We start from the raw sequence: 26,312 nt of genomic DNA, 5'->3' as shown, positions 1-26,312 counted from the left end.
CTCCTTAAAGGAGGGGATTTTATTTTATCTTTTGCCCAAAGGCAAAACCTTCTTAATCAAAGATTTTAAGCGCTGAGGTTTTGAAATGATGGAACTTAAATTTCCAAAGTTAGTGCGGTACAGAACCATTCTCTGATGGCCGATTTTAAGAAACTCATCCGTCTCGCCTGTGGAATGGAGCCTCACTCTGGTCCTGGGTGATCGTGGAAACTGATCCAGTTTGAAATAGAAATCATAGGTTGTATCTTTTCCAGCTGCTTTCATTGGATTCACGTCCAGCTCTATCAAAAAAGATTGCTCTTCGCAGGGATATATTCTGTTTTCATCAATTTGGTCCAATTCAATAATAGCTACGGGCAGATCCTTATTATCCCTTCTGTCTCTGGCATAAAAGTTTCCTGTAAAAGAACGGCTAGCTTTTGGAACCCACAACTTTCCGGACAATTGCCAATTGCCCTCCCGCTTTTCGATTGTTTCTACAACGACCTTTGGTTTATTGAATTTGGTGATATCATATTCCGCGTCAGTTCCCTGAAAAACAAAACGGCCGCTTTCCTGTTTCACAAGCGAAGATTTCTCAGTATTTGTCAACAACTGTGACAATCCCATTAAATCCTGTTCTTTATCTGCCATTGCTAATTGATAGAGCAGTCTCTCTTTATCTGGCAGCTCTTCAGCAATGGATGGCGGAAATTTTTTCAAATACGGTAAAACCAATTCTTGCCACTGCTGCCTCTCTTCATCTGCAATCAAAGCAAATTTCAGGACATGCAGCCGGATTACATCCAACAGGCTTTTCAGATCATGTTCATCAATGATTCGGGGAGATCTGCCTGTCGCTGTCAGCCATTGCCGATTTTCACTGAGCGCTTCAAGTCGGTGCGCCGTATTCTCCAGCTTCATTTGCTGCTGTGTAATGGATGGCATAAACTCTTCTTCCCGAATTCTCCATTTATAGACCACTTCATCAATAACCTGGATTTTCGTTGATAACACAGCCGCTTTTAACGTCACAGATAAGTCTTCATAATATTTTCCTTCTTTGAAAACCAGCTTGTTTTCAGTAAACAGTTTTCTTTTCCAAAGCTTGTTGCAGGCAATGCTGTCCTGCAAAAGCTCCGGACTTTCCTCCAGCGTTGTTAGTTTCCGCTTATTATATAAACCGAACTCCACATGACGCGGCGGGGCATACTGCCGCTCCTGGTCAAAGCGGATGACTTTTCCTACCACGTAATCCGCGGCGCTTTTTTCTGCCGCATCCACCAATGATCGAATCGCTCTTGGCGGAATGATATCATCCGAATCCAAAAAGAAAATATAATTGCCGCTGCTTAACGAGACACCGCGATTGCGGGTAAAGCCAAGGCCCTGGTTAGTCTGCGAGTATACGTGAAACCGTTTATCGTTTTGGGCATACCGCTGAAGCACCTCTTCGCTCAAATCGGTGGATCCGTCATTGATGGCTATTACTTCAAGGTTTTTGTAGGTTTGCATAGCCACCGATTCCAAACAGGCTTCTAAATATGGAATTGCGTTATATACAGGAATAACGATAGAAACGAGAATTGCCATACCCTTCCCCCTTTATTTCTTCCCAAAAACGCTGTCAATCACTTTAGCGGAAGCTTTTCCATCTTCCAGGCTTCCAAACTTCTCGACAAACCGGTCCAGAGCCCCTTCAAAAGCTGCAAGTTTTTCTGGATGCTTAAAGTATTCAAGCAATTCATCCATTGTTTCACAGACAGGGCCAGGTGCATTTTCAGCAAAATTGAAATACATGCCTCGCCGTGTAATGTATTCGTCCAAATCATAGCAATACAGCAAAATCGGCCGCTTCAGCAGTGCATAGTCGAACATGACGGAAGAGTAATCTGTAATCAGCAGGTCGGCCAGCAGGTAAAGTTCTTGTATGTCCTGGTAATTGGAGGCATCTACAATATTTGGCGGCAATTCGAATTGAGAAATTTTATCCGACAGTAAATAATGTAGCCGAAGGATGAGTACTTGATCCTCATGCAGCTCTTTGCTTAAATACTGGACATCATCCAATACCCGTTGAAACGAGTTTGGATCCCAGTCTCTAAATGTCGGCGCAAAAAGGATGACATGCTTTTCTTCAGAAATGCCCAAACTCATGCGCACCTTTTCTTTGATTTCTGGCGGTTGGCTAATGAGGATATCATTTCTCGGGTAGCCGGTCTCCAAAATTTCACCCCCATATCTGAAGCCTCTTTTTAACACTCGGCTGGTGTAGCCGTTAGGTGATACGAGGTAATCCCATGCATCGGTCTGTTTTTTCAAACGCGTCAACTCCTGAATGGTCGGCAGTTTCTTTTGGTCGTAACCCATTCTTTTCAACGGGGTACCGTGCCAGGTCTGAATATAAACTTGCTGTTCTTTCTTTTCAGCAAGATGCGCCATTCCCTGGTTGTCGACCCAAAACTTTGCACTGTTCAAGTAATAAAGATGCTTCAGGCTGTTTCTCTTCACTTTAATAGCGGGTCCCGGCAGTTCCACCGCTCCCGGCTCCTGGAACGACCAAATGTATTTATAGTTTCTGCCTGTCTCAAGCAACTGCTCATAAATATATTTAGGACTGTCACTGTATTGTTTGCCCATATGGCTTTCAAATAGGACCCACTTGGAACGGACCGGTAATTTGGGAATCCAGCGTTTCGCCCATTTTTGAAAAGCGGATTCTGTGTTCTGCGCTTTTTTAGCCTTTTGAGTCTTTCTTCGCTGTTTAAGTTTCCATTTAACTTGATCAACACTCTTCACGGGCTGAACACGGATAGAGAAGGAATTCTTTTCATTGATGTATATACTTTTTGATAGACTATCCGTTTTGACTTCAATATTCGGCAAATCGGCTATTTCCGACCCTTTCACCAATACTTTGTGAAGATTCCCCATATGGTTTACGTATAAGGAAAGATAATAATTTCCTTCTGTCATGTTTTCCACACGGAAAGTGTATGTTCCATACCCCAACTGCTCTGAAACGAGTGTCTCACCCGTCTGACGGTTTCGCAGCATCCAGAAAGAAGTAACGGTGCCTGGGTCAATCGAATGGACGTTGACAGACGCATGAAATGAAAACTGTTTTTCATCCAGCTGAACACCCGAAATGTGATAGACAATTTCCGGCCGCTGCATTTTCAAGAATTTATGATTCCCGGCTTTGGAAGCATTGAAATAATACTGGCTGCCGACATTGTGAATCCGGTTAGTTTTCGTTTCAAGTCCGTTGGTGTAAGCGATCCAATCATCAAACGCCTCACGGTCTCCTATGTACAGCAAATAGTAGAGAATCCGATCTTTTTCAGCCAGATTCTGAAAAGCATATTCATCCATTGTTTCATGCAGGTAGTCATGGATTAGCACATGAAACTTCTCTTTATAGTCTTCATCAAAAAGCAGGTAGTCATTGGTATAGAGCTTTAAATCATGGCGGAGAAACTTATTGTTCTTTTCTTTCTGATACAGGGAAGCTCCGCTTTCTTTCAAAAATTGATCAAAATAGCGATGGGCGATGATGCGATTCTGAAAATTTTCAAACTCAAATCGCCGATTGGTGATAGACTTCACATCACTGTTTTCCACCACTCGCCAATAATAGACCGGTTCTGGAATGATGCTGAAGGATTCAGCGAGAAAATAAGCTTTGCCCGTAAATACGATATCTTCATAGTGGATACCTTCGGGAAACCGCAGATGATGGGCATCCAAAAATGAACGCTTGTAGATTTTATTGACGGACAAGCTGTCAAACAGCATTCCCATAAACTCGCGAATGTTCAAATTGACGCGTTCGATTGAATACAATTGCTTGTGGTACCAGATTTCATAATTGTTCGTACGGATTACCTGTCCCGCCACAAAATCTGAACCGGTCCGCTCGATCGCTTCCACCATTTTTTCACAAGCTGTCACGGTGTACCAATCGTCTCCGTCCAAAAACATCACATATTCTCCCGTTGAGTTGGCGATGCCGGTATTTCGAGGCGTGCTGCAGCCTCCGCTGTTTTCCGTCAAGTGAACGGCTGTAAAGTTAGCTTTTCCTTCGACAAAGCCATCGATCAGCTCACCTGTCCGGTCGCTTGAAAAATCATTGACCACTACAACTTCAAAATCGGTATAAGTCTGTTCCTGCAAGGATTGCAGAGCCTCTTCTATATACAACTCATTATTAAAGGCAATAACGACGACAGAGAGTTTCGGCCGTCTCAAAGTTTTTTGCTCATTGACCATCTCTTCGCCCTCCCAACTCTTCAAACAATTTATACCATTGCTGCTTGATAACTTTTTTATCGAATTTCAAACTGTTTTCATACGCCTTCCTGCTGTAGGAGTAAAACAGTTCAGGATTTTCGGCCAGGCGTTTGATATGCCGGCCAAGCAAATGGATATCTCCTACAGGTGCAATGAGGCTATCCTCGTACTCTGTTAAAATTTCCCGGATGCCCGGAGCGCAGTCTGTAGACACGCAGGGCAGGGCGCACGATTGGGCTTCAATCAATGACATTGGAAGGCCTTCAGCCTTCGATGACAGGACAAAAAAACTTGCCTCTCTCAAAGATGCTTCAATGTCTTCGGTCTGTCCTTCCAAAAAGACGCGCTCTTCCAAATCGAAAATACGGATGAGGCTTTGCAGTGAGTCTTTCGCTGGCCCTTCTCCGTAAATATGCAGCGTCCAACCAGGAATTTTCTCTGCCACAGACGCAAAAGATTCGATCAAAACGTCAAATCCTTTTCCAGCGACCAGCCTGCCGGAGGAAACAATCTTTTTATGCTCGTACAAAATTTCTGGAGGGGTAAGGTGACGGAATGGCGAGGGGTTGTACATCACTCCTGTATTCGTGAACCCGGCCTCTTTAAAATGCTCTTCATCTTTTTTTGTCAGGAGCAGGAATTTTGAAACTTGCCGGTAATGGCTAAGTATCCGCTTATAACGTTGAGAACTTCTGGCGGCTTCCACACTTTCGTGGCTTTGCCCGATTACTTTAATGTTATTTTGATAAAGAACCGGCTGCATCCATTGCATCCCGTATACTTGAATCGCTATGACGAATACCTCTTCATCACCAAATGCCTCAAAAAAATTTTTGACATCTTCACGCTGCTTTTGCAGGCGGTAACGGCGGTTCAACTCTTTTGATACTTTTATAAATTTCCCCTGTTTTAAATTGGAGGAAAGTTCAATCGCCGCAGCCGGACGATAATTGTCTTTATGGATGAGTGTGACTGGCACCTCTTTGGAAAAGTAACTTGGTGCTTTTTTCTGCTGGTTGACACTCAAAATAGAAACATTATGGCCATCCTCCATAAATTCTTCCGTCAAAATAGAAGCCACCCGCTGTGCCCCGCCGTGGTTGTTGAATTCATTGATTAAAAATACGATATTCTTTCGCTCCATATGATTACCCCTTGTAAATAGATTCACTTTCAGCAGCCGTAGCTATAGCCTGGCCCTTTTCTCGAGCCGCAAGTATTTATTGGCGGTTTGAATGTGCACTGTATAGGCTTCGGTGGAATAGGGCTCTGCTGGATATTCAGAAGCTTTTGATGCCCACACTAGATTCAGCAGCTGATGATGCGGTTCTTTTTCCATTATGTAGCTTAAGTGGCTTTCAAAGCTTCCGATCTCAAGTCGTCTGAGGTCTATTGCTACTTGGAAACGCGAGAAATTATAAACTTTCCCTTGCGGATTGTATGCAGGGTTTTCTGTTATGTCTTCCGTTTCGCTGATGGTCACTGGGAATGCATGGCGCTTAAAGGTGTTGAGTTCCGTTAAATAAAACTTCATCGCAAGGTCGTCTGGCGATTTGGTTTCATAACCGCGTACAAATGCTATGCCATCGATATGGAGCAGTTCGTCCTCTATCCAGATCCGATTAACCTGCTGCTCGGCTTTCTCAATGTTTTCGATGGCCAAATGCAGGTTGTTCTGCTGGACGTTGAAGTGGTAGCGAAAACGTTCATAGCCGCTTGATGGCGATGCGGAGATGGCTGCATTTCCTGCCCAAATGGAAAACTCCACTTCTTTATCTTCTTCCAAGTCCTCGTGCAGCCAAAAGCTGAATTTGCCTGGCTTGAAAAAAAGTGGAAACTCTTTTTCACTAAAATCGACTGTAAAGCCCTGGTTTGCCGAACTAAGATTTTTCATAATGGTTTCGCCCGTCCGGTCATCCCGGATGGCCAGCTGGAAACGTTCGTGAACGTTTTTCCGTTGCTGATTCCGCAAGATCCCTGTTATTTGAAGGCTAAAGCCATCTTCCTTAGCAGCATATGCTACCTGGTTGATGGCATGCTCGTATTGAATTTCAGCCAGTATCGACTCGATCGGTTTGCGGCCGCTCATGAATTCACCATACATGGAGCCGACAAACTTGGCATCGCCGTACGTAACGAGCTCTCCTTGATGAATCCATGCCGCTTTAGAGCAAAACGATTCGATTGCATGGTTGTCATGGCTGACGAAAATGATTGTTTTTCCTTGCAGCTTAAAGTCGTTCATCTTTGCCATGCATTTTTTCTGAAACGAAGCATCTCCTACTGCCAGTGCTTCATCGACAATCAGGATATCCGGATCCACATTGACTGAAATGGCGAACCCAAGCTTGGCTTTCATCCCGGAAGAGTAATTTTTAACAGGCTGTCCAATAAACTCCCCGAGCTCCGAAAATTCGATAATGTCGTCGATCTTTGCCAGCATGTCCTGTTTTGTATAGCCCAGCAGCGTGCCTTTCATAAAGATATTGTCATAGCCGCTCAACTCCGAATCAATTCCTGAACTGACATCGAGAAACACAATCGAACCCTGGACATCTACTTTTCCAGAGGTCGGCTCCGTAATGCCTGTAATGATTTTCAGCAAAGTGGACTTGCCGGATCCATTCTTTCCTAAAATGCCGATGGATTCGCCTTTTGGAAAATCGAGTGTCACTCCGAGCAGGGCAAAAAAGTCTTTATGCAGTTTTTTTCGGGTTGCCACTTCTTTGATCGGACCCCATGGATCTTTATACAAACTGTATTTTTTTGTGATATCTTTGACACTAACTGCTATATCCATGACAATCCGCCTTTCAGAAATAGAGCTTACAGAGTATCAAGGAATATGGGCTTCATCTGTTTGTGCAGGTAATTTCCCAAAAGGAAAAAGACGAATACCAAGATCCAAAAATAGAACGTGTATACCGGCTGCTCCCAGAATCCGGTTTCGTAGAAAAATGAATCCCGATAGCCCTGGACGATGTAATGGAACGGGTTGAGCTTGATGATCCAGTCATACATGCCAAGATTGTCGGCTGACCAAAAAATAGGAGTCATCCAAAAAAGGAAAACGAGAATCGTATCCAGAAAACGGCCAAAATCCTTGCTGACAGCAACCAATGGCGCAGTCATCGAGCCGATGCCCAGAAGCAGCATGACTGCCGCAAAATCGTAGTACAGAAGCTGCAAATTGTAGAGGGAAACGGTTTGAAGAGACAAAGCCGTCAATAAAAAAACGACAGCCAGCAGGATCAAATGAATATAATACGAAAAAAGAATTTGTACTGCCGGCAATATGGCAATCGGAAAAGGCGTGTTCTTAATAATCGACCTTTTGCTGCGAAATGATTTCTGCGTAAGCCGGAAACCATCATTCAATAGAAACCAAGCCACCATGCCGATCGCAAGCCATGCAAAATAAGGTGCCCCGTCCACAGGTCCGCCAGCTCTTGCCCCTACACTGAATACAAACCAGAAGACTGCAATTCGCATCAACGGATTGACCAGCCCCCAGACAAATCCAAGCAAGGTGCCTGCATATTCTCTTTTTATTTCCTGAATGGAAAGAGACTGGATCATTTTCCGGCGTTTCCACATTTCCTTATAAATATCGAACATAACTCTACCCCTCTGCACCTTGCATGAAAACAATAGGATTGTTAGTGAAACCCATCCGGATTTTGAACTTGCCAATTCCAGGAGTCCCGGCACATTTCTTCCAAGCTTTTCTCCGCTTGCCAGCCAAGCAGCTTTTTCGCTTTTTCCGGATTGGCATAACAAACTCCAATATCGCCAGGTCTTCTGTCTGTAATTTTATAAGGTATGTTTTTACCTGTCACTTCGTTAAAGCTGTGTAAAATCTCCAGCACGCTGTAGCCGGTGCCTGTCCCCAGATTGAAAATTTCGATGCCCTCATGCTTTTCCAAATACTCAAGTGCCTTGATATGCCCCTTTACTAAATCCATGACGTGGATGTAATCACGGACGCCTGTCCCGTCACTGGTATCGTAATCTCCTCCAAATACTTGCAGCTCCTGCCTTTTGCCGATTGCAACCTGGGTAATGAACGGAATCAGGTTGTTCGGAACTCCCCTTGGGTCTTCACCTAATTTGCCGCTGGGATGCGCTCCGATCGGATTAAAGTAGCGCAAAATTGCAATACGGAAAGATGGATTTGAAACAGCCAGATCTCTCAGAATTTCTTCACTCATCAATTTGGTGCGCCCATAAGGATTAGTGGCTGATAGAGAAAACGTTTCTTCGATTGGCACACGTTCCGGCTGGCCATATACCGTTGCGGAAGAACTAAAGACCAGCTTCTCCACTTTATGCTTCAGCATAATTTCGCATAATGTTAGCGTACCGCTAATATTGTTGTTGTAGTAGCTGAGCGGCATTTGGACCGATTGCCCAACTGCCTTGTATCCGGCGAAGTGCATGACAGCGGATATGTCATGCTGGGAAAAAACGTCATCCAAAGCCTTGTAATCCAGCAAATCCACTTGATGAAACACAAATTCTTTTCCAGTCATTTCTTTAATGCGATCTATTGAAGCCTTTTGGCTATTTGATAGATTGTCTACAACCACCACTTCATAATCATTTTCAAGCAATTCGGCCGTTGCATGGCTGCCAATAAATCCCGCTCCCCCAGTTACTAACACCGCCATATACATCCCTCTTTTTTTAAAAGTTTTTTATAAATTGGAATATTTAGATAACTATAACTGATTCTATTATACTGCAATAAACACATCTTGCCACAAAAACATGCGACTTTCCGATTCTTTTTGGCAACTAAAAAGCCGCTTCGTAGAATCAAGTGATTCTACGAAGCGGCTTTGGAACCAACAGATTCCTATTCTTTATTAACAATATCGGAAACGTAATAAAATCCGTATTCATCCATTACAATAGTATAGGTTTTATTGCGCTCCTGAACGGACCATTCACCAGCTGCATTTTTTTGATCAAATGCTTCTTCCGTGTGGACAATTGCATGGTCTTCAAAAATCTCGATACCGGCAATATCCAGCTGTGTGAAGTTGAACTCCATTCCCTGCCCTGCGATGTCTGTAATATACTCAGAAATACCATTGTAAATCTCGCTCTCATAGACAAGAAGATTCTGCACGTAGAAAAAGTCTTCTTCTTTCAATGAGGTTTCATAATAATAGCGGAAATCACCGATGAATTCACTTAAATTGGTTTCATCAAATTTCATTTCCAAATCAATATCGTATTCATATTCTTCGTCTTCATAGCCGTTAAAGTCGTCATAGACTTGGAATAAGGCTGCAACTTCTTCGGCCGACATCGGAGCAGTCACCCATTGTGACAACTGGTCATGCATCGAATACATTGGAATTGAAAAGCCGATCGAATCGCCTTCTTCAATCACCAGTGAATTGATGCCGATGACTTTTCCTGTTGTTGCATCAACCAGCGGACCGCCGCTGCTGCCTGGTGCAATTTTTGCGTCAATCTGATAGATGTCTTCGTAAGTAAACTCCTGGTAGAAGTCACGATCAATTCCGGTCAAGTAGCCCATTGAGGCAGTGTTTTCCATACCCGCCGGGCTGCCAAGTGCAATGACTTCCGTACCCACGTCAGTCGCTTCCATTTCAACTTCCAATGGCTCAATGCCTTCAAATGCTTCAACATGGATCAATGCAATATCGGATTCATCAGAAATGCCGACGACTGTCCCCGGGTGATCCTGGCCGTTGATGTTGCGGACTACTACATCCGTGAAACCTGCTACAGCGTGCGCATTGGTTACAACCATTCCGGTATTGGAGAACAGGAATCCTGATCCTTGTCCGCCTTCAGTTAAAATGGTGTAGACTTTTTGCTGTGATTCCTTAATGATTGCTGTTTTTTCTTTTTTCTTCGGTTCTACTTTTTCTGGCTGTTCGGAAGGCGGCACGACGTTTTCCACTTTCGTTACAGTACCTGCTGTTTCTTCTTCAGCTGGAACCGTTTCTTCAGGCTCTTCAACCTTTTCCACTACTCCTGGCTCTATTGCTGGCTCTTCTTCAGTTTCTTCTTCCACTTCCGGTGCTTCTGGTTCCGGCTCCGGCTCCGGTTCTATTTCAGCAGTCAGTTCTTCTTTTGGCGGTTCTACTGGCTCTGCTTCGTCTTCCATTAATTGTGCAGAACCAATGCCTACACCTAATAAAGTTAATACCAATACGATTGCGTACATTAAGTTACGCTTTTTTTGCTTTTTGCTTCTTCTTTGCATGAGTGAATTCCCACAATCCTTGCAGAATTTTGCGCCTTCTTCATTTTCTTTCCCGCATTTATTACATGTCATGGCTGTACCTCCTGATGGACTAGCATAAATCCCATTAATTTCTTCCATTATAAACCTTATAACGTCAAACAACTACTTAGGGTTGCAACTTGTCATGAAGTCTTCGTATTTGTAATAAATCTATCTATTCAGAAGATGATTTTATCATAGATAGCAAATTAACAGTTAACAAAACAAGCTAAATGTAAAATATTATTAAATTTGCAGTATTAATTATCATTTTTAATAAATATTATCCGATCATTAAAATACCATATTTTAGGTATTTATTATACTGATAAATTTCATATATTCGGGGAAACTTTCGTTTCCATTGGCAATTCATAATCCTGGGAATATTTGTATTAAAATTGTTTTCATCTAGAAATTTTTGCGCCATAGGCAGTTCTGGAGATCACATCTCAAACAGGAATATTATGGGCACCCAAAGAAACCGCTGCTGCCTATGTGGCAGCTGCGGTTTCCTTGGATTTGTCATTTATTTCACATCAATTTCATGGATCTTTTCCTGAACAATCAGCAGTTTTTGAAAGTTGTGGCCTACAGCAGGAGATTCTGATTCTATTTCCTGAGACATAGTATTTAATTCCATGATCAATTCGTCCAGTTTAGTCTGGTACTGTTGATATTGCTCAAAGCTGATGGTTTCTTCCTCACCCAGTTCCGCAACCAATGCCTGAAGGTCTTCTTCGAGTGCGTCTAATTGCTTCTCATAATGACCTAATTCCAAAATACCTGTTGCCGGCTTGCCGGCTTGCCGTTGTTCTTCGGTGGCCGGGGCTTTTAGTGCAATGTAAGCCTGGGTATTGACTTGCGGCATCAAAATAAATCCAAGGGCAAGAACAGGAACAGACATTTTCAAAAACGAAGTTTTCAAAAGATCTTCCTCCTTCAAGGTGATTAGGCTCTACAGTCAGCATATACCATCTGCCGAACACCGCAATCCCTTTTCAGGAGTCTTTAGAATTTCTTAATCTGCACTTTACAAAGAAATTAGGAAGACGCACCTTTTACTATTGAAGTGCAGACCACCCGCTGAAAACTTCATCGGATCAATCTTGCCGGGAGTTCCTGCCGAAACCGCAATCTTGTTTACTTTATTGTTGAGGTGCGGTCTTTACTCTTTGAGGTGCGGTTATCTCTCGTTGAGGTGCGGTCTTTGCCTTTTGAGGTGCGGTTATTCCTCTTTGGGGTGCGGTCTTTGTCTTTTGAGGTGCGGTCGCCCAATATTTGGACAGAAAAAAGACAGCCATCCCGGAAGGATAGGCTGTCTTTTTTAATTGGATCGCGTCACTCTGCGGCTGCGGCCGTCGTATGGCAATTTAGCTTTAGAACGATTTTCTTTTTCTTCGATTTCACGCACACGGTTCTCAATCGCGGCTGAAACCAATCCGAGAACTGTACCAAAAGCTGCACCGGCAACTACTTCAACCGGTTGATGGCCAAGCAATTCCTTCAATTCCTTTTCGCGTTGGATAAATTCAAAACTCGGGAACTCTCCGGAGAATTTTACAAAGCTGTCTTCCAGGTCATTAACCAATCGTGCAATTTCTCCGGTATGGCGGCGAATGCCTTGCGCATCATACATGACGATGACGCCAAAAACAATGGCCAATGCTGTTTCCGTGTGGCGCGCCCCTTTATTGGCGGCGACATATGAAGCCAGTGCAGATACTCCTGCTGAGTGGGAACTTGGCATTCCACCTGTTGTAAAGGCCTGTCTCCAATCCCATTTTCCTGTCACTGTTTTATGGGTGACAATTTTCAATGCCTGGGCCACGCCAATTGCACTTAATGAGGTAATCATTCCCCGGTTCATCTTTCTCATCTGCTCATCCTCCAGTTTCAACTTGGCAACTATGCAATTGCCGTTCAATATACTTCTTTACCCATTATCGCCGAATATTATGTAAGGATATACTAAATTCTTTCTTCAAAATCATCTTATTTCACTTAACCTTCTTGGCCACAGCAGTTACTGCTGATAAATACCTGGATTTCATGTATATTAATAGCTAATCCAGCAAAACAAAAGTTGCCATCAATCGTTTAAGCGAGGTGTCGTTTTCATGCCAAAGAAAATCGATTTCCATCTTGTCTTGCTCACAATTCTTGTTTTGTTTATGGGAGTTCTAATCTTTTACAAAATCCCTGCCAACGGCTATTTTTTCCTAGCAGCTGGCGGCGATGCCTCCAATCAATACGTCCATTTTTTCAATTTGTTCCATGATCTCATCAGAACGGGCGAGCTGCCGTTTTGGTCCTGGAATTATGGCCCTGGTGGGAGCTTCTGGAATGATTTTGGCTACTATATGCTCGGCGATATTTTTGTATGGCCTTTGCTGATGTTGCCAAAAACCTGGTTTCCCGGATCGTTTGTTCCAATGACCCTCTTCAAAATTCTCCTGATTTGTGCAGGAACATACTTGTTATTGAGGAAACTTGGCATTAACAGGAATATTGCCTTGGTGGCCGGCATTGCCAATGGCTTTGCTTTGTTCAATTTCGATCATGTTTATACCCATTACTTTTTCATCAATGCCACGGTGTATTTTCCGTTCATCCTGCTGGGCTACGAGCGTTTTTTAACGCAGCACAAGCCCGTTCTGCTATTCAGCGTCCTGGTGCTTGCCAGCATCAGCAATTTCTATTTTTTGTTTATGATCACGCTTGGATTGATTCTTTACAGCCTGTTCCGGTATTTCACCGCAGCAAATACTGTTAAAACCGGCAAAGCATTTCTGCATTTCCACCTTCGGTTATCGCTTCTTTACGTGCTCGCTCTGGGCACTGCAATGATCATTTTCCTACCTTCCGTTCTAAGCCTGTTCGGATCCAGTGCACTTGAACGCCCACCGCAGCCAATCGCCGATTTAGTTTTGGGTCCCCAGGAGTTGACCCGCAAAATGCTGTGGGAAGGCGGCATGCATTTTTTGCCCCTCTTGGCCATTCCGTTTTTTTTCATCAATGGCTCCAGAAATCGATTTTGGCTCTATGGGACTGCAGCAAGTTTACTGATTGGCATATTGATGGTTCAGAATATCCACTTGCTTGTTGGCGGTTTTAGTTCTCCATTTGAATTCAGGGCTTTTTTTATCTTTAATCTCTTTTTTATCATTCTCACCGCCCGTGCATTCAATGACGCTTCCTTTAAAAAATCAAAAAATGCTTTTCTTTTGATTTCCTTGTCGCTACTCCTTTATTTTTGGTTCGATGCCAACCCGTTTACCCATTATGCAGAATGGCTCAAATTGCTGCCTGCAGCATTTGCCATTTTGTTTATTGCAGGGCAGTTTTCTGAAAAGGCACGTGTGAAAAGTCTATTGCTGTCTTTCGCGGCTATGTCAGCTATAGCCTACAGTTTCCTGCTTCCGCATAGCCTGATGACTGATTTGATTGCCAAATCTGATGGAGAAAGACTCACGGACACCCATAAAGGAGTGTGGGGCGTACTAAGGCTGATGGATAAAGAACATTACCAGACCCGTTATAATAATGAAGAAATAAAAGAAGGGCTTGCAGCTATTCAAGATGATTCCGCCCTATACCGGATCAACATCAATTATCCCGGCATCCTTGGACCTAATGCCTCTATGAGCTATAGCTATCGATCTTATGTAGCGTATCAGTCCTTAATGGATTGGGACCTGCAAAAGTTTGAGATGGACTATTTAGCAACAGCCAGCAGCCGTCGACTGAATGTCACCCAAGGATTTCCATCCAGCACATTTATAAATACGCTGCTGAACAATAAATACAATGTCACTTTTGCTGAACCCTACAACACCTATGGCTACGAAAAGGTCTATGAAAATGAAAACATCTTTATCGAAGAAAATCAGTTTTTTCTGCCCATCGGCTTCCTATATGAATCGGCAATGCCGATATCTGCGCTGAATGGGCTAATGGATCCGCTGCTTGATGAACGTATGCTGCGAAACGCGATACTGCCGGATGACTATTTCGATGCAGCTGGGCTGGCCCCCGAAGAGTCCACTGTGTCCCGAACAATCGGCACTCTGGCAGACGCCGTTTTTGATGATAATACTCTCTTAGAAAATCGGGCAGACGGGGTCTGGATAGCATCCCAAACACCGATTGAAATCACCATTCCCGTTCAGACGCATTCACTTTCCGAGTTGGCTGTTTTTGCCGACATTCTTCCCTACACAGAAAATAACGGCTTAACAATACAAGCCGCTAATAATCTGGGAGCAAACTTTACACTTGAAAAAAATATGCGTTCTAATCGCTACGAAATTGACCAATATACTTACAGCAATGCCAAAAACCAAGTCCTGTTCCGTTTCGGAATGGATTCGGATACTGAAACTATTCACTTGACCATTCAGCCCGGGGAATTTTTGCTCAAAGATATTCAAGTAATTGCTGCCGATTACGGAGCCTACGAAGAGATTATCCGTGGTTATCAGAACAACAGCCTAAAGGGCATCAGCTACGGCAATAATTATGTAACAGGACAATATTCATCTGAACAGGATGCCGTTTTATTTTTATCGATTCCTTACTCATCCGGCTGGAAAGCGAGCATTGACGGACAGCCGGTCGATACATTCCCGGTCCACTCCGCTTATACAGGCATGCTTGCTCCTTCCGGAAATCACGCTGTTGCGTTAAAATATAGACCGGAAGGATTCACAGCTGGTTTATTGATTTCTCTCCTGAGTTTTTTGGGAGCCGTTTCCCTGTATATCCAAAACCGTGGATTTATTAAATACAAAACTCTATTGCACAGAAATAGCTTTTTGCGAATCATAAATTATTTTTTAAAGTGAGATCGGAGAATTCAATGAAGAAATTTTTATCAAAAGACTGGCGCAGCATACTCATGTATTTGATCATGGGTGGTTTTACCACTGCCGTCAACATCGCAGTCTACTGGATATGCGAAGAGCTGTTCCATCTGGATTACCGCATTTCGACGACCATCGCCTGGCTCTTCGCCGTGATTTTCGCTTTTTTTGTCAACAAGCGCTACGTCTTTAAAAGTGTCACCACCAATTGGCGCGACCGCTTTGCGGAGATGGGATCCTTTTTCGGATTCCGTGTGCTGTCCTTTTTTATGGATTTGGGTACGATGATGATATTGGTTGGATTGCTAAGCATGAATGGTACAATCTCCAAAATATTGGCCAATGTCATCGTACTGGTCGCCAACTACATTTTCAGCAAGAAATTCATCTTCAAAGACCGCAATGCTCCCATTGCGGAAAAAGCTCAGTAACAATCAAAAAGACCGGACAGGGGTTTTCCTTGTCCGGTCTTTTCAGCGTTCTTTATAAATTTCCATAAATCCGAAGCGCTTTACTTCCATGTCCATAATTTTTGGCAGCCTATACAGATGGAGTGACAGCACGAAAGTCCAGAACTGCAAGGTGAATATAATAAGACGTTCGACAAGTCCGGCATACGGCAACTCATTATTCAAGACAATCGGAGTTGCTACTCCGGCCAAGACGATAACGATTGCGCAGACAAGCGTAAACAATCCGATAGCCCGAAAGTTTTTAGTCAGCCATAGTCCGTAGCCAATGGCAAATAATGCACCCACCGTTGTAATCACCACAATGGCTGTTATCGCTAAATGCATGAAGTTGCCAAACGTCAGTACTTCACCTCCTTGCTCCAATGGAAATAGGCCATAGCCAATCAACGATGCCGCATGCATGACTAGCAGCAGAATAGCTCCAAACTGAGCAATTCGGTTGACTTGATGTTTTCGGAATAGCACGTAGACAATCACTGAAAAAATGACTGCAAGAATTCCGTAGCCAATTGTAAAAACCCTGAGCATTTCGGCGTCAGGTGCTCCGTTGCCTGTCAGTTCGCTGATTGTCTGCCGCACATGGCTGTAGCCATCCCATAATATGCCGCCCATGATGACGTGGACCATATAAATCAGTGCACTGATGGCTCCGCTCAATACTCCTATCTGCCAATAGCTTTTCTGCCGAAGCTCGACCATGCTTTCACCTGCCTATTAGTTTTCTGAACATTCTGTTATTATATAGGTTATTTAAAACGACTTCCACATTTCAAAAGCCTTAATTTATCTAACATCGTAAAAAAGCCGCGAATTGCTTCGCGGCTTTCAGACTGTAGACAAAATCTAACCAAAATGAATAGTAGTGTATCATCCCAACCGGTCCGGCCACTTCGCTTTCCGTGGGCTCAGCTTCAGCCTCCTCGTCACTGCGTTCCTGCGGGGTCTTCAGCTCTCGCTGTGCCACAGGAGTCTCGTGGCCAGCCCAGTTGGGAGCATGCGGCTTTAATCAAATAGAGAAGCCTGTTCGCCAGTTTCTCCATGACGCTGATTTCGACAAGCCTGATAAATCACCTCACTCCAGGATCCGGAGCGCAAGGCGGCGACTCCTGCGGGATAGCGAAGTGCCGAAATCCACTCGGACCCAAGTCCGAGTTAGTTCGGCGCAAGCCCGCGGAAAGCGTCCGCCTGGAGCGCAGGATCCCGTATAAACAAGCTAAAATGAATATTCATTCTTTGAATTTCATAAATACTCTTTTGTCTACAAGCTCAAAGCCGCGAATTGCTTCGCAGCTTTTTCTTAGTTTTTCAGCGCTTTTCTGGCATTGACTCGACCATGCCCGTAGACATCGTCCCTGCCAGCTTTTCCTAAATCATCCGACGATGAAAAAATGAGCTTTTCAATTTCTTTGTTGCTGAGGGACGGCTGGTCGGCTTTGATCAATGCTGCCACACCAGAAACAATCGGCGCTGCCATTGACGTGCCGCTCAGTGGGCCAAAAAGATTGTTCGGCAAAGAGGAATAGACATCCGTTCCCGGAGCTGTGACATCAATGGACGGCCCTTTATTGGAAAATAATGAACTGGTGTCATTGTTTGTTACAGCACCGACAGAAATGACATTGGCCATGGAAGACGGATAATGGGCGCTGCGCGTTCCGTCATTTCCTGCGGCCGCTACAATAACGATGCCTTCCTTATGTGCTTGCTGTATCGCCTGATCCAGTGCTTTGCTGTAATAATAAGATCCTAAGCTCATGTTGATAATATCGACATTTGCTGCTATGGCGTGTTCGATGCCATGAATCAAATCAGATGTATAGGCGTAACCGCCATCGTCAAACACATCAATCGGCATAATTTTCGTATGCGGCGCCACTCCAGCACCCCATGTGCCGTTGTCAGCCGATCCTGCAATCAGACCTGCAACATGCGTACCGTGGAAACCTGGACTGATGGTTCCTGCCTGCTTATTGAGCGCATCGTACGGTGCAATAAACTGATTTGCCAATTCGGAATGCAGCAGGTCCATGCCATCATCGATCACTGCAACTACCACATCAGCTGATCCCTTTGTCTGATTCCAAGCAGCGGCTGTTTCAATCTTTTGATGATGGTATTGAAGTTTAGCAAACTCCGGATCATTTGGTGTATAGGCCAGCTCAATGCGGTAATCCGGCTCGACAAATTCCACCTCCCCTTTTGCTTTCAGCTCTTGCATAAAAGAAGCTGCAGTTTCGCCTGCCGGCACCTCAAGCGCAGCCATTTCCGCTTTTTCATTCTGGTTGGCTGACTGAGCTGCAGCGGCTGCAGACTGAGAATTTTCCTTGTATTTCACAATCACCTGCTGAGGACCTTTTTCCGCAAAAACTCTGTTTTCATTAGCTGTGAAGACCGTGAAGAGCAGCGGCAAAACAAGAAAAAGACTTATGGTTTTCTTCATGGCAAGGCTCCTATTCCTATAATCTAAAAGTCACAATATTACGTCTAATCAGATATTTTTAATAAGTATAAACCCAAAAGAATAATTTTTCCAGTCTAGATCAAAAAAATCCCACCTGCAATCAAATTAATGATTGCAGGTGGGATAGAGTTGAATTTAGCTTAAGCTCTGAGAAGATACTTCCACAGGATGAACGGCTTCGTGCAGCAAGCCTTCCAATTCAGCGCGGTAATCTGCAACCTGCTCATCAGTCCATCCAAGCGTGCTGCCCATATAAGCGATGGCCGCTTCTTTATGTGCATGTACCCAATGGATATCGAAATACAAAGCACCCGTACGGCGGATAAAGAAATCAATCGGCTTGTATGATGCTTCGTATTCCATTGAATAGCGCAGCATCGCGTAAACCAGTTGATTCAGCCCGGCACGTGCCGCCTCTTCCAGTCCGGTTGTATAGAAGTGAAGAACTTTGTCCACGTTTGCCCCGTAGCGATTGACGAGCATTCGCATAGTATCAGGTGCCAGCCCCATGCCTCTCGATTGATGGATACGGTCCGCCATGAACGATTCAAAACCTTTCGATCCGCCCACTTCGCCGCCCGAAATCGGCAAACGCTTTGTCGAGCTTTTCGGATAGTTGACGCCTTCTTCTTTATGCAGCTGTTCTGCCACTAAATTAATGATATGTTCACCCATTTTGCGGTAGCCGGTCAACTTTCCGCCCGCAATTGAAATCAATCCGGAATCCGATACAAAGATTTCATCTTTCCGTGAAATCTCGGATGGGTCCTTGCCTTCTTCGTGGATCAACGGACGCAAACCAGCCCAACTGGATTCGATATCTTTTTCTGTAATTGCCACTTCAGGGAACATAAAGTCGATGGCTTTCAGGACATAGTTGCGGTCCTCCAGTGTCATCGTCGGATGTGCGATGTCCTGCTTATAAACTGTGTCTGTTGTACCCACGTAGACTTTTCCTTCGCGCGGAATGGCAAATGCCATCCGGCCGTCCGGCATATCGAAATAAATCGCCTGCTTTAATGGGAAGCGGAGGCCATCAAAGACTAAGTGAATGCCTTTTGTCAGCTGAAGCGTCTTGCCGAATTTCGAATGGTCTTTGTCACGCAATGTATCAACCCATGGTCCTGCTGCATTGACGATTTTTTTCGCGTACAGTTCGTGGATTGTTCCATCAATTTGGTCTTCCACCTGAATGCCGACAGTCTTGCCATTGTCGTAAATAAAGCTTTTTACTTTTGCATAGTTCATTGCCAAAGCGCCTTTTTCAACAGCCTTTTTCATAACTTCCATCGTCAGGCGTGCATCGTCGGTTTTGTATTCCACATAATAACCGCCGCCTTTGAGGTCTTTTTTCTTCAGTAAAGGCTCGCGGCGCAGGGTTTCTTCTTTGCTCAACATTTTGCGGCGCTCGCCTTTTTTGACGCCAGCCAAAAAGTCATAGACGCGCAGGCCGACATTGGTGCTGAGCGGCCCGAACGTTCCGCCTTTGTAAAACGGCAGCAACATCCATTCCGGAGTCGTCACATGCGGTCCATTTTCATAAACGATTTCGCGTTCTTTGCCGACTTCGGCGACCATTCTGATTTCAAATTGCTTCAAGTAGCGCAAACCGCCGTGCACCAATTTGGTCGAACGGCTGCTTGTACCTGCCGCAAAATCCTGCATTTCTACAACAGCAACATTCATGCCGCGCACTGCTCCATCAAGTGCGATGCCCGCACCTGTAATTCCGCCCCCAATAACGAGGACATCCAATTGTGTCTGTTTCATTTGTTCATAACGTTCATTTCTGTTTAAGCTTGAAAATTTCATAAGTTGATCTGCTCCTTTTTTGTGTGTGGATGGAATAACGATGGAAAGACTGCATAGAGAAAACTGATCTGCTCCTGCATGACTACCCTATTTTGCAAGGCACTAAGCTGATTTTCTTTACCCAAAGCGGTGTAAAACTATGTTCTTATTCAACTCATACAACCGTTTCTCCATATAAAAAGAGAGATCCAGGCACAGCTGCAGAATTTCTTCTGCACATCTGGCTTGGTCTCTCATAGTCTCCGGCCGTTTATCTCTCGATATTAACTTGTAGGTTATTTCACTGGTTTAAATGAACGTGTTGCTGCTACAGCGTTTTTCCAGCCTGCGTAAAGTGTTTCGCTGTTTTCAGCCGGCATTTCGCTTGTAAAGGTTTTGTCGATTTTCCATTGCTGGGCAATTTCTTCTTTGTCTTTCCAGAATCCGACCGCAAGTCCAGCTAGATAAGCTGCACCAAGTGCCGTTGTTTCCTGGATCATCGGGCGTTCCACTGGAACATCCAGAATGTCGCTTTGGAACTGCATCAGCAAATCATTGCCGACTGCTCCGCCATCAACACGCAAAGTCTTTAATTCAATCCCTGCATCTTCTATCATAACATCTACGACGTCTTTTGTCTGATATGCAAGCGCCTCAAGCGTTGCACGGATGAAATGGGCTTTCGTTGTGCCGCGTGTCAGGCCGAAAACGGCGCCGCGTGCATCGGTATCCCAGTAAGGTGTTCCAAGGCCGACAAATGCCGGAACCATGTAGACGCCTTCTGTTGACTCGACTTGCATCGCATAGTCTTCGCTTTCCGGTGCATTTTCAATGATCTGCAGACCGTCGCGCAGCCATTGAATTGCTGAACCGGCGACAAAAATGCTGCCTTCAAGTGCATATTCAACTTTACCGTCAACACCCCAAGCAAGAGTCGTCAATAACCCGTGTTCTGATACAACGCCTTCTTCACCGGTATTCATCAGCATGAAGCATCCTGTGCCATAAGTATTTTTTGCCATGCCTTTTTCAAAGCAAGCCTGCCCGAACAATGCGGCCTGCTGGTCACCAGCCATGCCGGCAATCGGCACTTCATGGCCGAAGAAATGATAATTGATGGTATTGGCATATACTTCCGATGACTGCCGCACTTCAGGCAGCATGCTTTTCGGCACTGTCAGGATGTCCAAAAGCTCCTGATCCCATTCCAGATCATAAATGTTGTACATCAATGTGCGGGATGCATTGCTGTAATCCGTCACATGCGCTGCACCGCCCGAAAGTTTATAGACAAGCCATGAATCAATCGTACCGAACATCAAATCGCCATTGTCCGCTTTTTCACGTGCGCCTTCGACATTATCCAAAATCCATTTCACTTTTGTTCCAGAAAAATAAGCATCGATCAGCAAGCCTGTTTTCTTGCGGAACAATTCGTTCAAGCCCTGCTCTTTCAAGTCGTTGCAGATGCCGTCTGTTTGGCGCGACTGCCAGACGATGGCTTTGTAGATCGGCTTGCCTGTGTTGCGGTCCCAAACGACTGTCGTTTCACGCTGGTTGGTGATGCCTATGCCGGCAATTTGGCTCGGATCGACATCCGATTTGCGCAGCACTTCAGCGATACAGGCTAAAACAGATGTCCAGATTTCATTGGCATCATGCTCTACCCAGCCCGGTTTCGGGAAAAACTGCTGGAACTCCTGTTGGGCTGTTTCAAAAATTTCACCTTTATGGTTCAGTAATACGGCACGTGAACTTGTAGTGCCCTGGTCTATGGATAAAATATAATCTTTAGTCAAAACAATCTCCTCCAATGGGTTATGAAACGATTTTTTCTTCTAATTTATCAGCGGTTGTCCGCTCTTTTCTCAATTCTACACTTGCTGCCCCGAATAAAACCAGGAACAAGGCAGCTGTCATTGCCCAAAATGGCAAACCATATGCACCAGTGAACAAGGCTTTATAGAATAAGGCTCCGTAAACACCGCCGAATATAGGTCCGACAATCGGCACCCAGGCGTAAGACCAGTCCGATTTTCCTTTACCCGGAATCGGCAGCAATGCATGTGCAATGCGGGGTCCAAGGTCACGCGCAGGATTGATCGCGTAGCCGGTCGTGCCGCCAAGCGACATCCCGATCGCCATGATCAATGCCCCGACAATCAATGGATTCAGGCCTTCTGTAAATTCGTTGGCTCCGATAAACAGCAAGCCCATGACCAAAACTGCAGTCCCGATGATTTCACTGACCAAGTTCGAAAATGGACGGCGGATTGCAGGAATTGTTGCGAATACTCCCAATTTCGTTTCGGCATCCTCAGTCTGCTTCCAATGCGGCAAATAATTGAAAAAGACGATGGCGGCACCGATAATTGCACCAAGAATCTGTGCGATGATGTAAACCGGCACTTTCGCCCAAGGAAAATCGCCTACAGCTGCAAACCCCAGTGTGACTGCAGGATTCAAGTGAGCTCCTGAAAAACTGCCCACTGCGTAAACTCCCATCGTGACGGCTAGTCCCCAAGCAATCGTAATAACGATCCAGCCGCTGTTCTCAGCTTTTGAGTCCTTTAATACCACTCCTGCTACTACGCCGGCTCCAAAAATAATTAAAATCATCGTACCGACTAATTCCGCTAAAAATTCCGTCATTGTTTTGCACCCCTTTGCTTTTCAGTTGAGAACCGTTTTTCAGAAAACGCAAAAAGACCCACGCTGAACCGAGCCGCTTCTCCGCGAGAAGCGCTCATTTCAGTGTGGGTCTCCATTTCTCCAACACAGCTCTTAACTTGTAAATACTAAGTTACCAGTTTATGAAAACGCTGTCAACAATTTATATTTCCCAAAGTTCGGGCTGAGAGGTTGAAATGGCTTTAGCCCCGCCATCGTATGCCAACTGAATATCTTCTTTTGTCCGGATCAGTCCGCCTGCAATGACCGGGATGCCCGTTTTATCAAAAACTTCTTTGATGACCGACGGGATGATCCCGGGCAGAATTTCGATATAATCGGGAGTGACCTGATTGATCAGCTTAATATTATGCTCAAGCGCTTGGCTGTCCAACAGGAAAAGACGCTGAATCGTCAGCAAATTATTTTTCTTCGCCAAAGCGATGACATTGCTGCGAGTCGACACGATGCCATCCGGCTTGACTTCCCTCACCAAATACTCGAATCCATAAGCATCTGTCTTCAGTCCCTGAATCAAATCCACGTGGAGGATAACTTTCTTTTTGGCTTTTTTCGCTGCCTGCACTAACTGTTTCAGCTGCGCCAGCCGAATCTCCAAAAAAATGATGTATTCGTGATCGCTGTCGAGCAAGCGTTCAAATTCTTTCATATTGCGCAAAACTGGCAAAACACCGTTTAACTCATGCACCGGTTTTCCTCCTCAAATTGTTCCATGCCCTTTACTCAGCATTATCCGCCCAAACCGCTTCCCATTCAAAGATTTCGTATTTCCTGGCACCTTCTACAACATATGGATCCTTCTTTACCAAAGCTTCACATGCTCCGAATGATTCAGCCCTGTAAATGACCAGTCCACCGGAACCATCTGCAAACTTTCCATTGGCTGCCACTTGGCCATTGCTCCGTTTGTGTTCCAAAAACGCCAAATGCTGCGGCCGAAACTCCCGGCTCTTATCAGCGTCTTTCATGGGCAGTAATACCGCGAAATATTTCATGAATACGCCTCCCTTTTTCTTTATTATAAGGAGCAGGCATCAAAAAGTCTGTTATTGCTATGAATTCTTCAGAAACCAGAGTATTTTTTTCATTTTTTGGATATACTGTCCAATCGAATAAATAATGTCCCTTCGCCATCTTTTACTGTCAGAACACCTTTCCCAACCTTGCCAAACAGGGTAAACTGGAACTAACTTACATCATCCATAAGGAGCTGGTTGGCTGTGCAGATGACGAAAAAAGGACCTGTTTATCAATTGACGTTCATGCCCCGGTTTTTCCCCGTAAATTGTTATATAGTCGATGAAGAAACCGAGCTGACTTTGGTCGATGCCGCTTTAGGATTTAATGCCAAACAGATTTTATTGTCGATCAAGGTTATGAAAAAACCGCTGACCCAAATCATTATCACCCATGCCCATGGCGACCACATCGGCGCACTTGATGCCGTCAAGCGCGAGTGGCCGGATGCTGTTGTCAGCATGTCACGGCGTGATGCGCGTCTGCTTGCCGGTGACACGAATCTGCTGCCAGATGAACCTGATTCACCAATCAAAGGCGGAGTCCCTAAAAACGTTCAAACGCAGCCGGATCGCTTGCTCGAAGAAGGCGATCGGGTCGGTTCCCTGAAAGTGGTCAGTACGCCCGGCCACACTCCAGGCTCTATTTCGTTATTGGATACGCGCAACCAATTCCTGATTGCCGGGGATGCCCTCCAGACGCGCGGGGGCATCGCTGTATCCGGTACATTTAAAGCTTTGTTTCCGTTTCCGGCTTTTGCAACATGGAACAAACAGGAAGCTCTTAAAAGCGCCCAGAAAATCCGCCAGCTAAATCCGCAGCTTCTTGCAGTCGGACATGGCCGAATGATCAGCAAACCGCTTGATGCCATCGATTTGGCTATATTCGAAAGCAAAAAAAATCTTCAGTAGGATGCCTCCGACAATGAACAGACCAAAACCCGTTAGCCAGAAACGCTCTGGCTAACGGGTTTCTTATTTCACCTCTTTGCGTCCCACTCTCATCAGCATGACCGGCCTTGGCTCATCCAGCACTTCATCCACCTGCCGCGTTTTTTGGAAGCCAGTTTTTTCATAGGCCCGGATTGCAACTGTATTTCGGATATCCGGATCCGTGACACAGAATAGGATTTTCGAATCCGCAAAGATGATTTCTTTCAGAAACTTATGAAGCACTTTGGTTCCCAGCCCCTTATTGCGGTAGCTCTTGGCACCGATCAGCACATCCAATCCTGCAGCTTTTTGCAGCTCCTCGTACTTTTCGCAGCCTGGGTAATCGCTCCATTGATAGGTCTGGATATAGCCAATCGGTGTTTCTTCATAATAAATGATATAGGGCCTTGTTGGATCCTTGCCCTTGATGCTGTCCGTGAATTCCTGTACAAACTGGCCATATGTGCCACCTTGTGCATAGCCCCAAAATCGGGTGGCTGGCGGTTCTTTTGTAATCCATTCATAAAGCTGCGGCAAATGCTCGCGCCGCAATCGCCGAAAGCTGACGTTCCCGATATCTAACCCCATCAAAACACTCCTTTCTTAATCTTTGTTGTATAAGAAAACCGCTATCCGTTATTCGAATGAATAAGCAAAAGCGGCAACACGTTACGGATTATCTGATTTATCAACAGGTGTTTTCAGTATGCTATCCAGATCTTCGATCGGCAACGAAAAAATGGTTTCCACCGGTGCGTAATTTCCAGCTAAGCGGCCGATGGGTGCAAGCTTTTCCAAACTGATGCGGCCATTTTGATACAGCTCATCTTTCACATGGAATTTTACGAGTCTGCCAATTATCAAATGATCATCGCCCAATTGAATGATGTCATGCAATTTGCATTCCATATTGATGGGTGCCTCCAAAACGCGCGGCACGGAAATTTCAATGGACTCCGCTGCAGTCAACCCCGCATACTCAAACTCATCAATTTCTCTGGCGATATGTTCACTGCTTTTTGCCATCTCATTTGCTAGTGGCGCTGTCACGATATTAATGACAAATTCCTTGTTTTCACGAATGTTTTGCAATGTGTCCTTAACCGTACCTGCACGTTCCTCGACCCCTTCACCTACAGAAAACGCCAGCATCGGCGGATTGCGCGATACCACTGTAAAAAAACTAAAAGGCGCTAAATTGGCTATGCCATCCGTCGACATAGTCGATACCCAGGCAATCGGCCTCGGCACAACACTTCCAATCAATAATTTGTAATTTTGCTTTGCAGTCATGTTCAATGGATCTATGATCATTTTTTCCAACCACCCCTTCACCTTGTCAGCCATAAGCCTTCTTCCTATTCTTTTTCCCTTTTCAAACCTTTCCGAATCAGTTTTCTGCAACAAATCTTCGTATTGAAAAGACTGCTGATTTGGACAGTTCAAAGCGATTGCGCCGGCACCGAAGCAGGTGTGCCAAAAAAATTGCAGAAACAGCGAAACTCGCGGTCTCCACAAAAACGACCTATTTTTTCCAAACAA

General features: G+C 44.8%; 21 protein-coding genes. 3 read left to right on the top strand and 18 right to left on the bottom strand.

Annotated features, from left to right (window positions below; all coding sequences use genetic code 11):
• Window positions 1–24: 24 nt before the first annotated feature.
• The 9 genes from GJB59_RS15465 to GJB59_RS15425 form a co-directional block, all read right to left on the bottom strand.
• Complete coding sequence (locus GJB59_RS15465; RefSeq protein WP_142825975.1) at window positions 25–1,572, bottom strand: glycosyltransferase family 2 protein; 1,548 nt, start codon at window positions 1,570–1,572, stop codon at window positions 25–27.
• A 12-nt stretch (window positions 1,573–1,584) separates the two neighbouring features.
• Entirely contained in the window at window positions 1,585–4,251 is a 2,667-nt protein-coding gene (locus GJB59_RS15460; RefSeq protein WP_142825974.1) for a bifunctional glycosyltransferase/CDP-glycerol:glycerophosphate glycerophosphotransferase, read from the bottom strand.
• The gene (locus tag GJB59_RS15455; protein WP_142825973.1) at window positions 4,241–5,416 is read right to left on the bottom strand and encodes a glycosyltransferase; all 1,176 of its coding nucleotides are present in this window, start codon (window positions 5,414–5,416) and stop codon (window positions 4,241–4,243) included. Before GJB59_RS15455 ends, GJB59_RS15460 begins: the two co-directional genes overlap by 11 nt.
• A 42-nt stretch (window positions 5,417–5,458) precedes the next feature.
• Window positions 5,459–7,072, bottom strand: coding sequence for an ABC transporter ATP-binding protein (locus GJB59_RS15450; protein ID WP_142825972.1), 1,614 nt, complete (start codon window positions 7,070–7,072; stop codon window positions 5,459–5,461).
• Between the two features lie 26 nt (window positions 7,073–7,098).
• Window positions 7,099–7,890 (bottom strand): ABC transporter permease, encoded by a 792-nt coding sequence (locus tag GJB59_RS15445; RefSeq protein ID WP_142825971.1) that lies wholly within the window; start codon window positions 7,888–7,890, stop codon window positions 7,099–7,101.
• Window positions 7,891–7,931: 41 nt separating this feature from the next.
• Window positions 7,932–8,942: a UDP-glucose 4-epimerase GalE gene (gene galE / locus GJB59_RS15440; RefSeq protein ID WP_142825970.1), complete on the bottom strand. Its 1,011-nt coding sequence runs from the start codon at window positions 8,940–8,942 to the stop codon at window positions 7,932–7,934.
• 188 nt (window positions 8,943–9,130) lie between these two features.
• On the bottom strand, window positions 9,131–10,591 hold the full coding sequence (locus tag GJB59_RS15435; RefSeq protein ID WP_142825969.1) for a trypsin-like peptidase domain-containing protein: 1,461 nt from the start codon (window positions 10,589–10,591) through the stop codon (window positions 9,131–9,133).
• A 478-nt stretch (window positions 10,592–11,069) separates the two neighbouring features.
• On the bottom strand, window positions 11,070–11,468 hold the full coding sequence (locus tag GJB59_RS15430; protein ID WP_142825968.1) for a hypothetical protein: 399 nt from the start codon (window positions 11,466–11,468) through the stop codon (window positions 11,070–11,072).
• A 399-nt stretch (window positions 11,469–11,867) separates the two neighbouring features.
• Window positions 11,868–12,419 (bottom strand): divergent PAP2 family protein, encoded by a 552-nt coding sequence (locus GJB59_RS15425; RefSeq protein WP_142825967.1) that lies wholly within the window; start codon window positions 12,417–12,419, stop codon window positions 11,868–11,870.
• Between the two features lie 241 nt (window positions 12,420–12,660).
• On the opposite strand from GJB59_RS15425, the gene GJB59_RS15420 reads away from it, so the two are divergent.
• Together GJB59_RS15420 and GJB59_RS15415 are read left to right on the top strand one after the other, a co-directional pair.
• On the top strand, window positions 12,661–15,387 hold the full coding sequence (locus GJB59_RS15420; RefSeq protein WP_142825966.1) for a YfhO family protein: 2,727 nt from the start codon (window positions 12,661–12,663) through the stop codon (window positions 15,385–15,387).
• 14 nt (window positions 15,388–15,401) lie between these two features.
• Entirely contained in the window at window positions 15,402–15,836 is a 435-nt protein-coding gene (locus tag GJB59_RS15415) for a GtrA family protein (RefSeq protein ID WP_142825965.1), read from the top strand.
• Between the two features lie 42 nt (window positions 15,837–15,878).
• Here GJB59_RS15415 and GJB59_RS15410 read toward each other — a convergent pair whose 3' ends face one another.
• The 7 genes from GJB59_RS15410 to GJB59_RS15380 form a co-directional block, all read right to left on the bottom strand.
• A complete protein-coding gene (locus tag GJB59_RS15410; RefSeq protein ID WP_142825964.1) occupies window positions 15,879–16,577 on the bottom strand; it encodes a DUF998 domain-containing protein in 699 nt (232 codons plus the stop codon).
• A gap of 598 nt (window positions 16,578–17,175) precedes the next feature.
• Complete coding sequence (locus GJB59_RS15405) at window positions 17,176–18,318, bottom strand: S8 family peptidase (protein ID WP_142825963.1); 1,143 nt, start codon at window positions 18,316–18,318, stop codon at window positions 17,176–17,178.
• Window positions 18,319–18,474: 156 nt separating this feature from the next.
• Entirely contained in the window at window positions 18,475–20,151 is a 1,677-nt protein-coding gene (locus GJB59_RS15400) for a glycerol-3-phosphate dehydrogenase/oxidase (protein ID WP_142825962.1), read from the bottom strand.
• Window positions 20,152–20,426: 275 nt separating this feature from the next.
• Window positions 20,427–21,929: a glycerol kinase GlpK gene (gene glpK, locus GJB59_RS15395; RefSeq protein ID WP_142825961.1), complete on the bottom strand. Its 1,503-nt coding sequence runs from the start codon at window positions 21,927–21,929 to the stop codon at window positions 20,427–20,429.
• 19 nt (window positions 21,930–21,948) lie between these two features.
• Window positions 21,949–22,782: an MIP/aquaporin family protein gene (locus GJB59_RS15390; RefSeq protein WP_142825960.1), complete on the bottom strand. Its 834-nt coding sequence runs from the start codon at window positions 22,780–22,782 to the stop codon at window positions 21,949–21,951.
• A gap of 181 nt (window positions 22,783–22,963) precedes the next feature.
• Window positions 22,964–23,509, bottom strand: coding sequence for a glycerol-3-phosphate responsive antiterminator (locus tag GJB59_RS15385; protein WP_142825959.1), 546 nt, complete (start codon window positions 23,507–23,509; stop codon window positions 22,964–22,966).
• Between the two features lie 31 nt (window positions 23,510–23,540).
• Entirely contained in the window at window positions 23,541–23,816 is a 276-nt protein-coding gene (locus GJB59_RS15380; protein WP_142825958.1) for a YciI family protein, read from the bottom strand.
• 225 nt (window positions 23,817–24,041) lie between these two features.
• Between GJB59_RS15380 and GJB59_RS15375 the strand changes: the two genes are divergently transcribed.
• Window positions 24,042–24,749 carry an MBL fold metallo-hydrolase gene (locus tag GJB59_RS15375; protein ID WP_142825957.1) on the top strand — a complete coding sequence of 236 codons (708 nt, stop codon included), beginning with the start codon at window positions 24,042–24,044 and terminating at the stop codon, window positions 24,747–24,749.
• 63 nt (window positions 24,750–24,812) lie between these two features.
• Here the strand turns inward: GJB59_RS15375 and GJB59_RS15370 are convergent, their stop codons facing one another.
• The gene (locus tag GJB59_RS15370; RefSeq protein ID WP_142825956.1) at window positions 24,813–25,358 is read right to left on the bottom strand and encodes a GNAT family N-acetyltransferase; all 546 of its coding nucleotides are present in this window, start codon (window positions 25,356–25,358) and stop codon (window positions 24,813–24,815) included.
• 81 nt (window positions 25,359–25,439) lie between these two features.
• Window positions 25,440–26,117: a flavin reductase family protein gene (locus tag GJB59_RS15365; protein ID WP_236015720.1), complete on the bottom strand. Its 678-nt coding sequence runs from the start codon at window positions 26,115–26,117 to the stop codon at window positions 25,440–25,442.
• Window positions 26,118–26,312 lie beyond the last annotated feature (195 nt).

The organism is Planococcus soli, assembly GCF_016881065.1.
Taxonomy (GTDB): Bacteria; Bacillota; Bacilli; order Bacillales_A; family Planococcaceae; genus Planococcus; species Planococcus soli.
Note: the sequence above shows the minus strand (reverse complement) of the source record. Positions and strands in the feature narration are given on the sequence as shown.

Bases quoted from the DNA above. Each gene is read 5' to 3' on its own strand.
- GJB59_RS15460 (WP_142825974.1), bottom strand. From the start codon at position 4,251: ATGGTCAATGAGCAAAAAACTTTGAGACGGCCGAAACTCTCTGTCGTC.
- GJB59_RS15365 (WP_236015720.1), bottom strand. From the start codon at position 26,117: ATGGCTGACAAGGTGAAGGGGTGGTTGGAAAAAATGATCATAGATCCA.
- GJB59_RS15445 (WP_142825971.1), bottom strand. From the start codon at position 7,890: ATGTTCGATATTTATAAGGAAATGTGGAAACGCCGGAAAATGATCCAG.
- GJB59_RS15415 (WP_142825965.1), top strand. From the start codon at position 15,402: ATGAAGAAATTTTTATCAAAAGACTGGCGCAGCATACTCATGTATTTG.
- GJB59_RS15390 (WP_142825960.1), bottom strand. From the start codon at position 22,782: ATGACGGAATTTTTAGCGGAATTAGTCGGTACGATGATTTTAATTATT.
- GJB59_RS15370 (WP_142825956.1), bottom strand. From the start codon at position 25,358: ATGGGGTTAGATATCGGGAACGTCAGCTTTCGGCGATTGCGGCGCGAG.
- GJB59_RS15455 (WP_142825973.1), bottom strand. From the start codon at position 5,416: ATGGAGCGAAAGAATATCGTATTTTTAATCAATGAATTCAACAACCAC.
- GJB59_RS15410 (WP_142825964.1), bottom strand. From the start codon at position 16,577: ATGGTCGAGCTTCGGCAGAAAAGCTATTGGCAGATAGGAGTATTGAGC.
- GJB59_RS15400 (WP_142825962.1), bottom strand. From the start codon at position 20,151: ATGAAATTTTCAAGCTTAAACAGAAATGAACGTTATGAACAAATGAAA.
- GJB59_RS15380 (WP_142825958.1), bottom strand. From the start codon at position 23,816: ATGAAATATTTCGCGGTATTACTGCCCATGAAAGACGCTGATAAGAGC.
- GJB59_RS15450 (WP_142825972.1), bottom strand. From the start codon at position 7,072: ATGGATATAGCAGTTAGTGTCAAAGATATCACAAAAAAATACAGTTTG.
- GJB59_RS15425 (WP_142825967.1), bottom strand. From the start codon at position 12,419: ATGAGAAAGATGAACCGGGGAATGATTACCTCATTAAGTGCAATTGGC.
- galE (WP_142825970.1), bottom strand. From the start codon at position 8,942: ATGGCGGTGTTAGTAACTGGGGGAGCGGGATTTATTGGCAGCCATGCA.
- GJB59_RS15465 (WP_142825975.1), bottom strand. From the start codon at position 1,572: ATGGCAATTCTCGTTTCTATCGTTATTCCTGTATATAACGCAATTCCA.
- GJB59_RS15405 (WP_142825963.1), bottom strand. From the start codon at position 18,318: ATGAAGAAAACCATAAGTCTTTTTCTTGTTTTGCCGCTGCTCTTCACG.
- GJB59_RS15435 (WP_142825969.1), bottom strand. From the start codon at position 10,591: ATGACATGTAATAAATGCGGGAAAGAAAATGAAGAAGGCGCAAAATTC.
- GJB59_RS15420 (WP_142825966.1), top strand. From the start codon at position 12,661: ATGCCAAAGAAAATCGATTTCCATCTTGTCTTGCTCACAATTCTTGTT.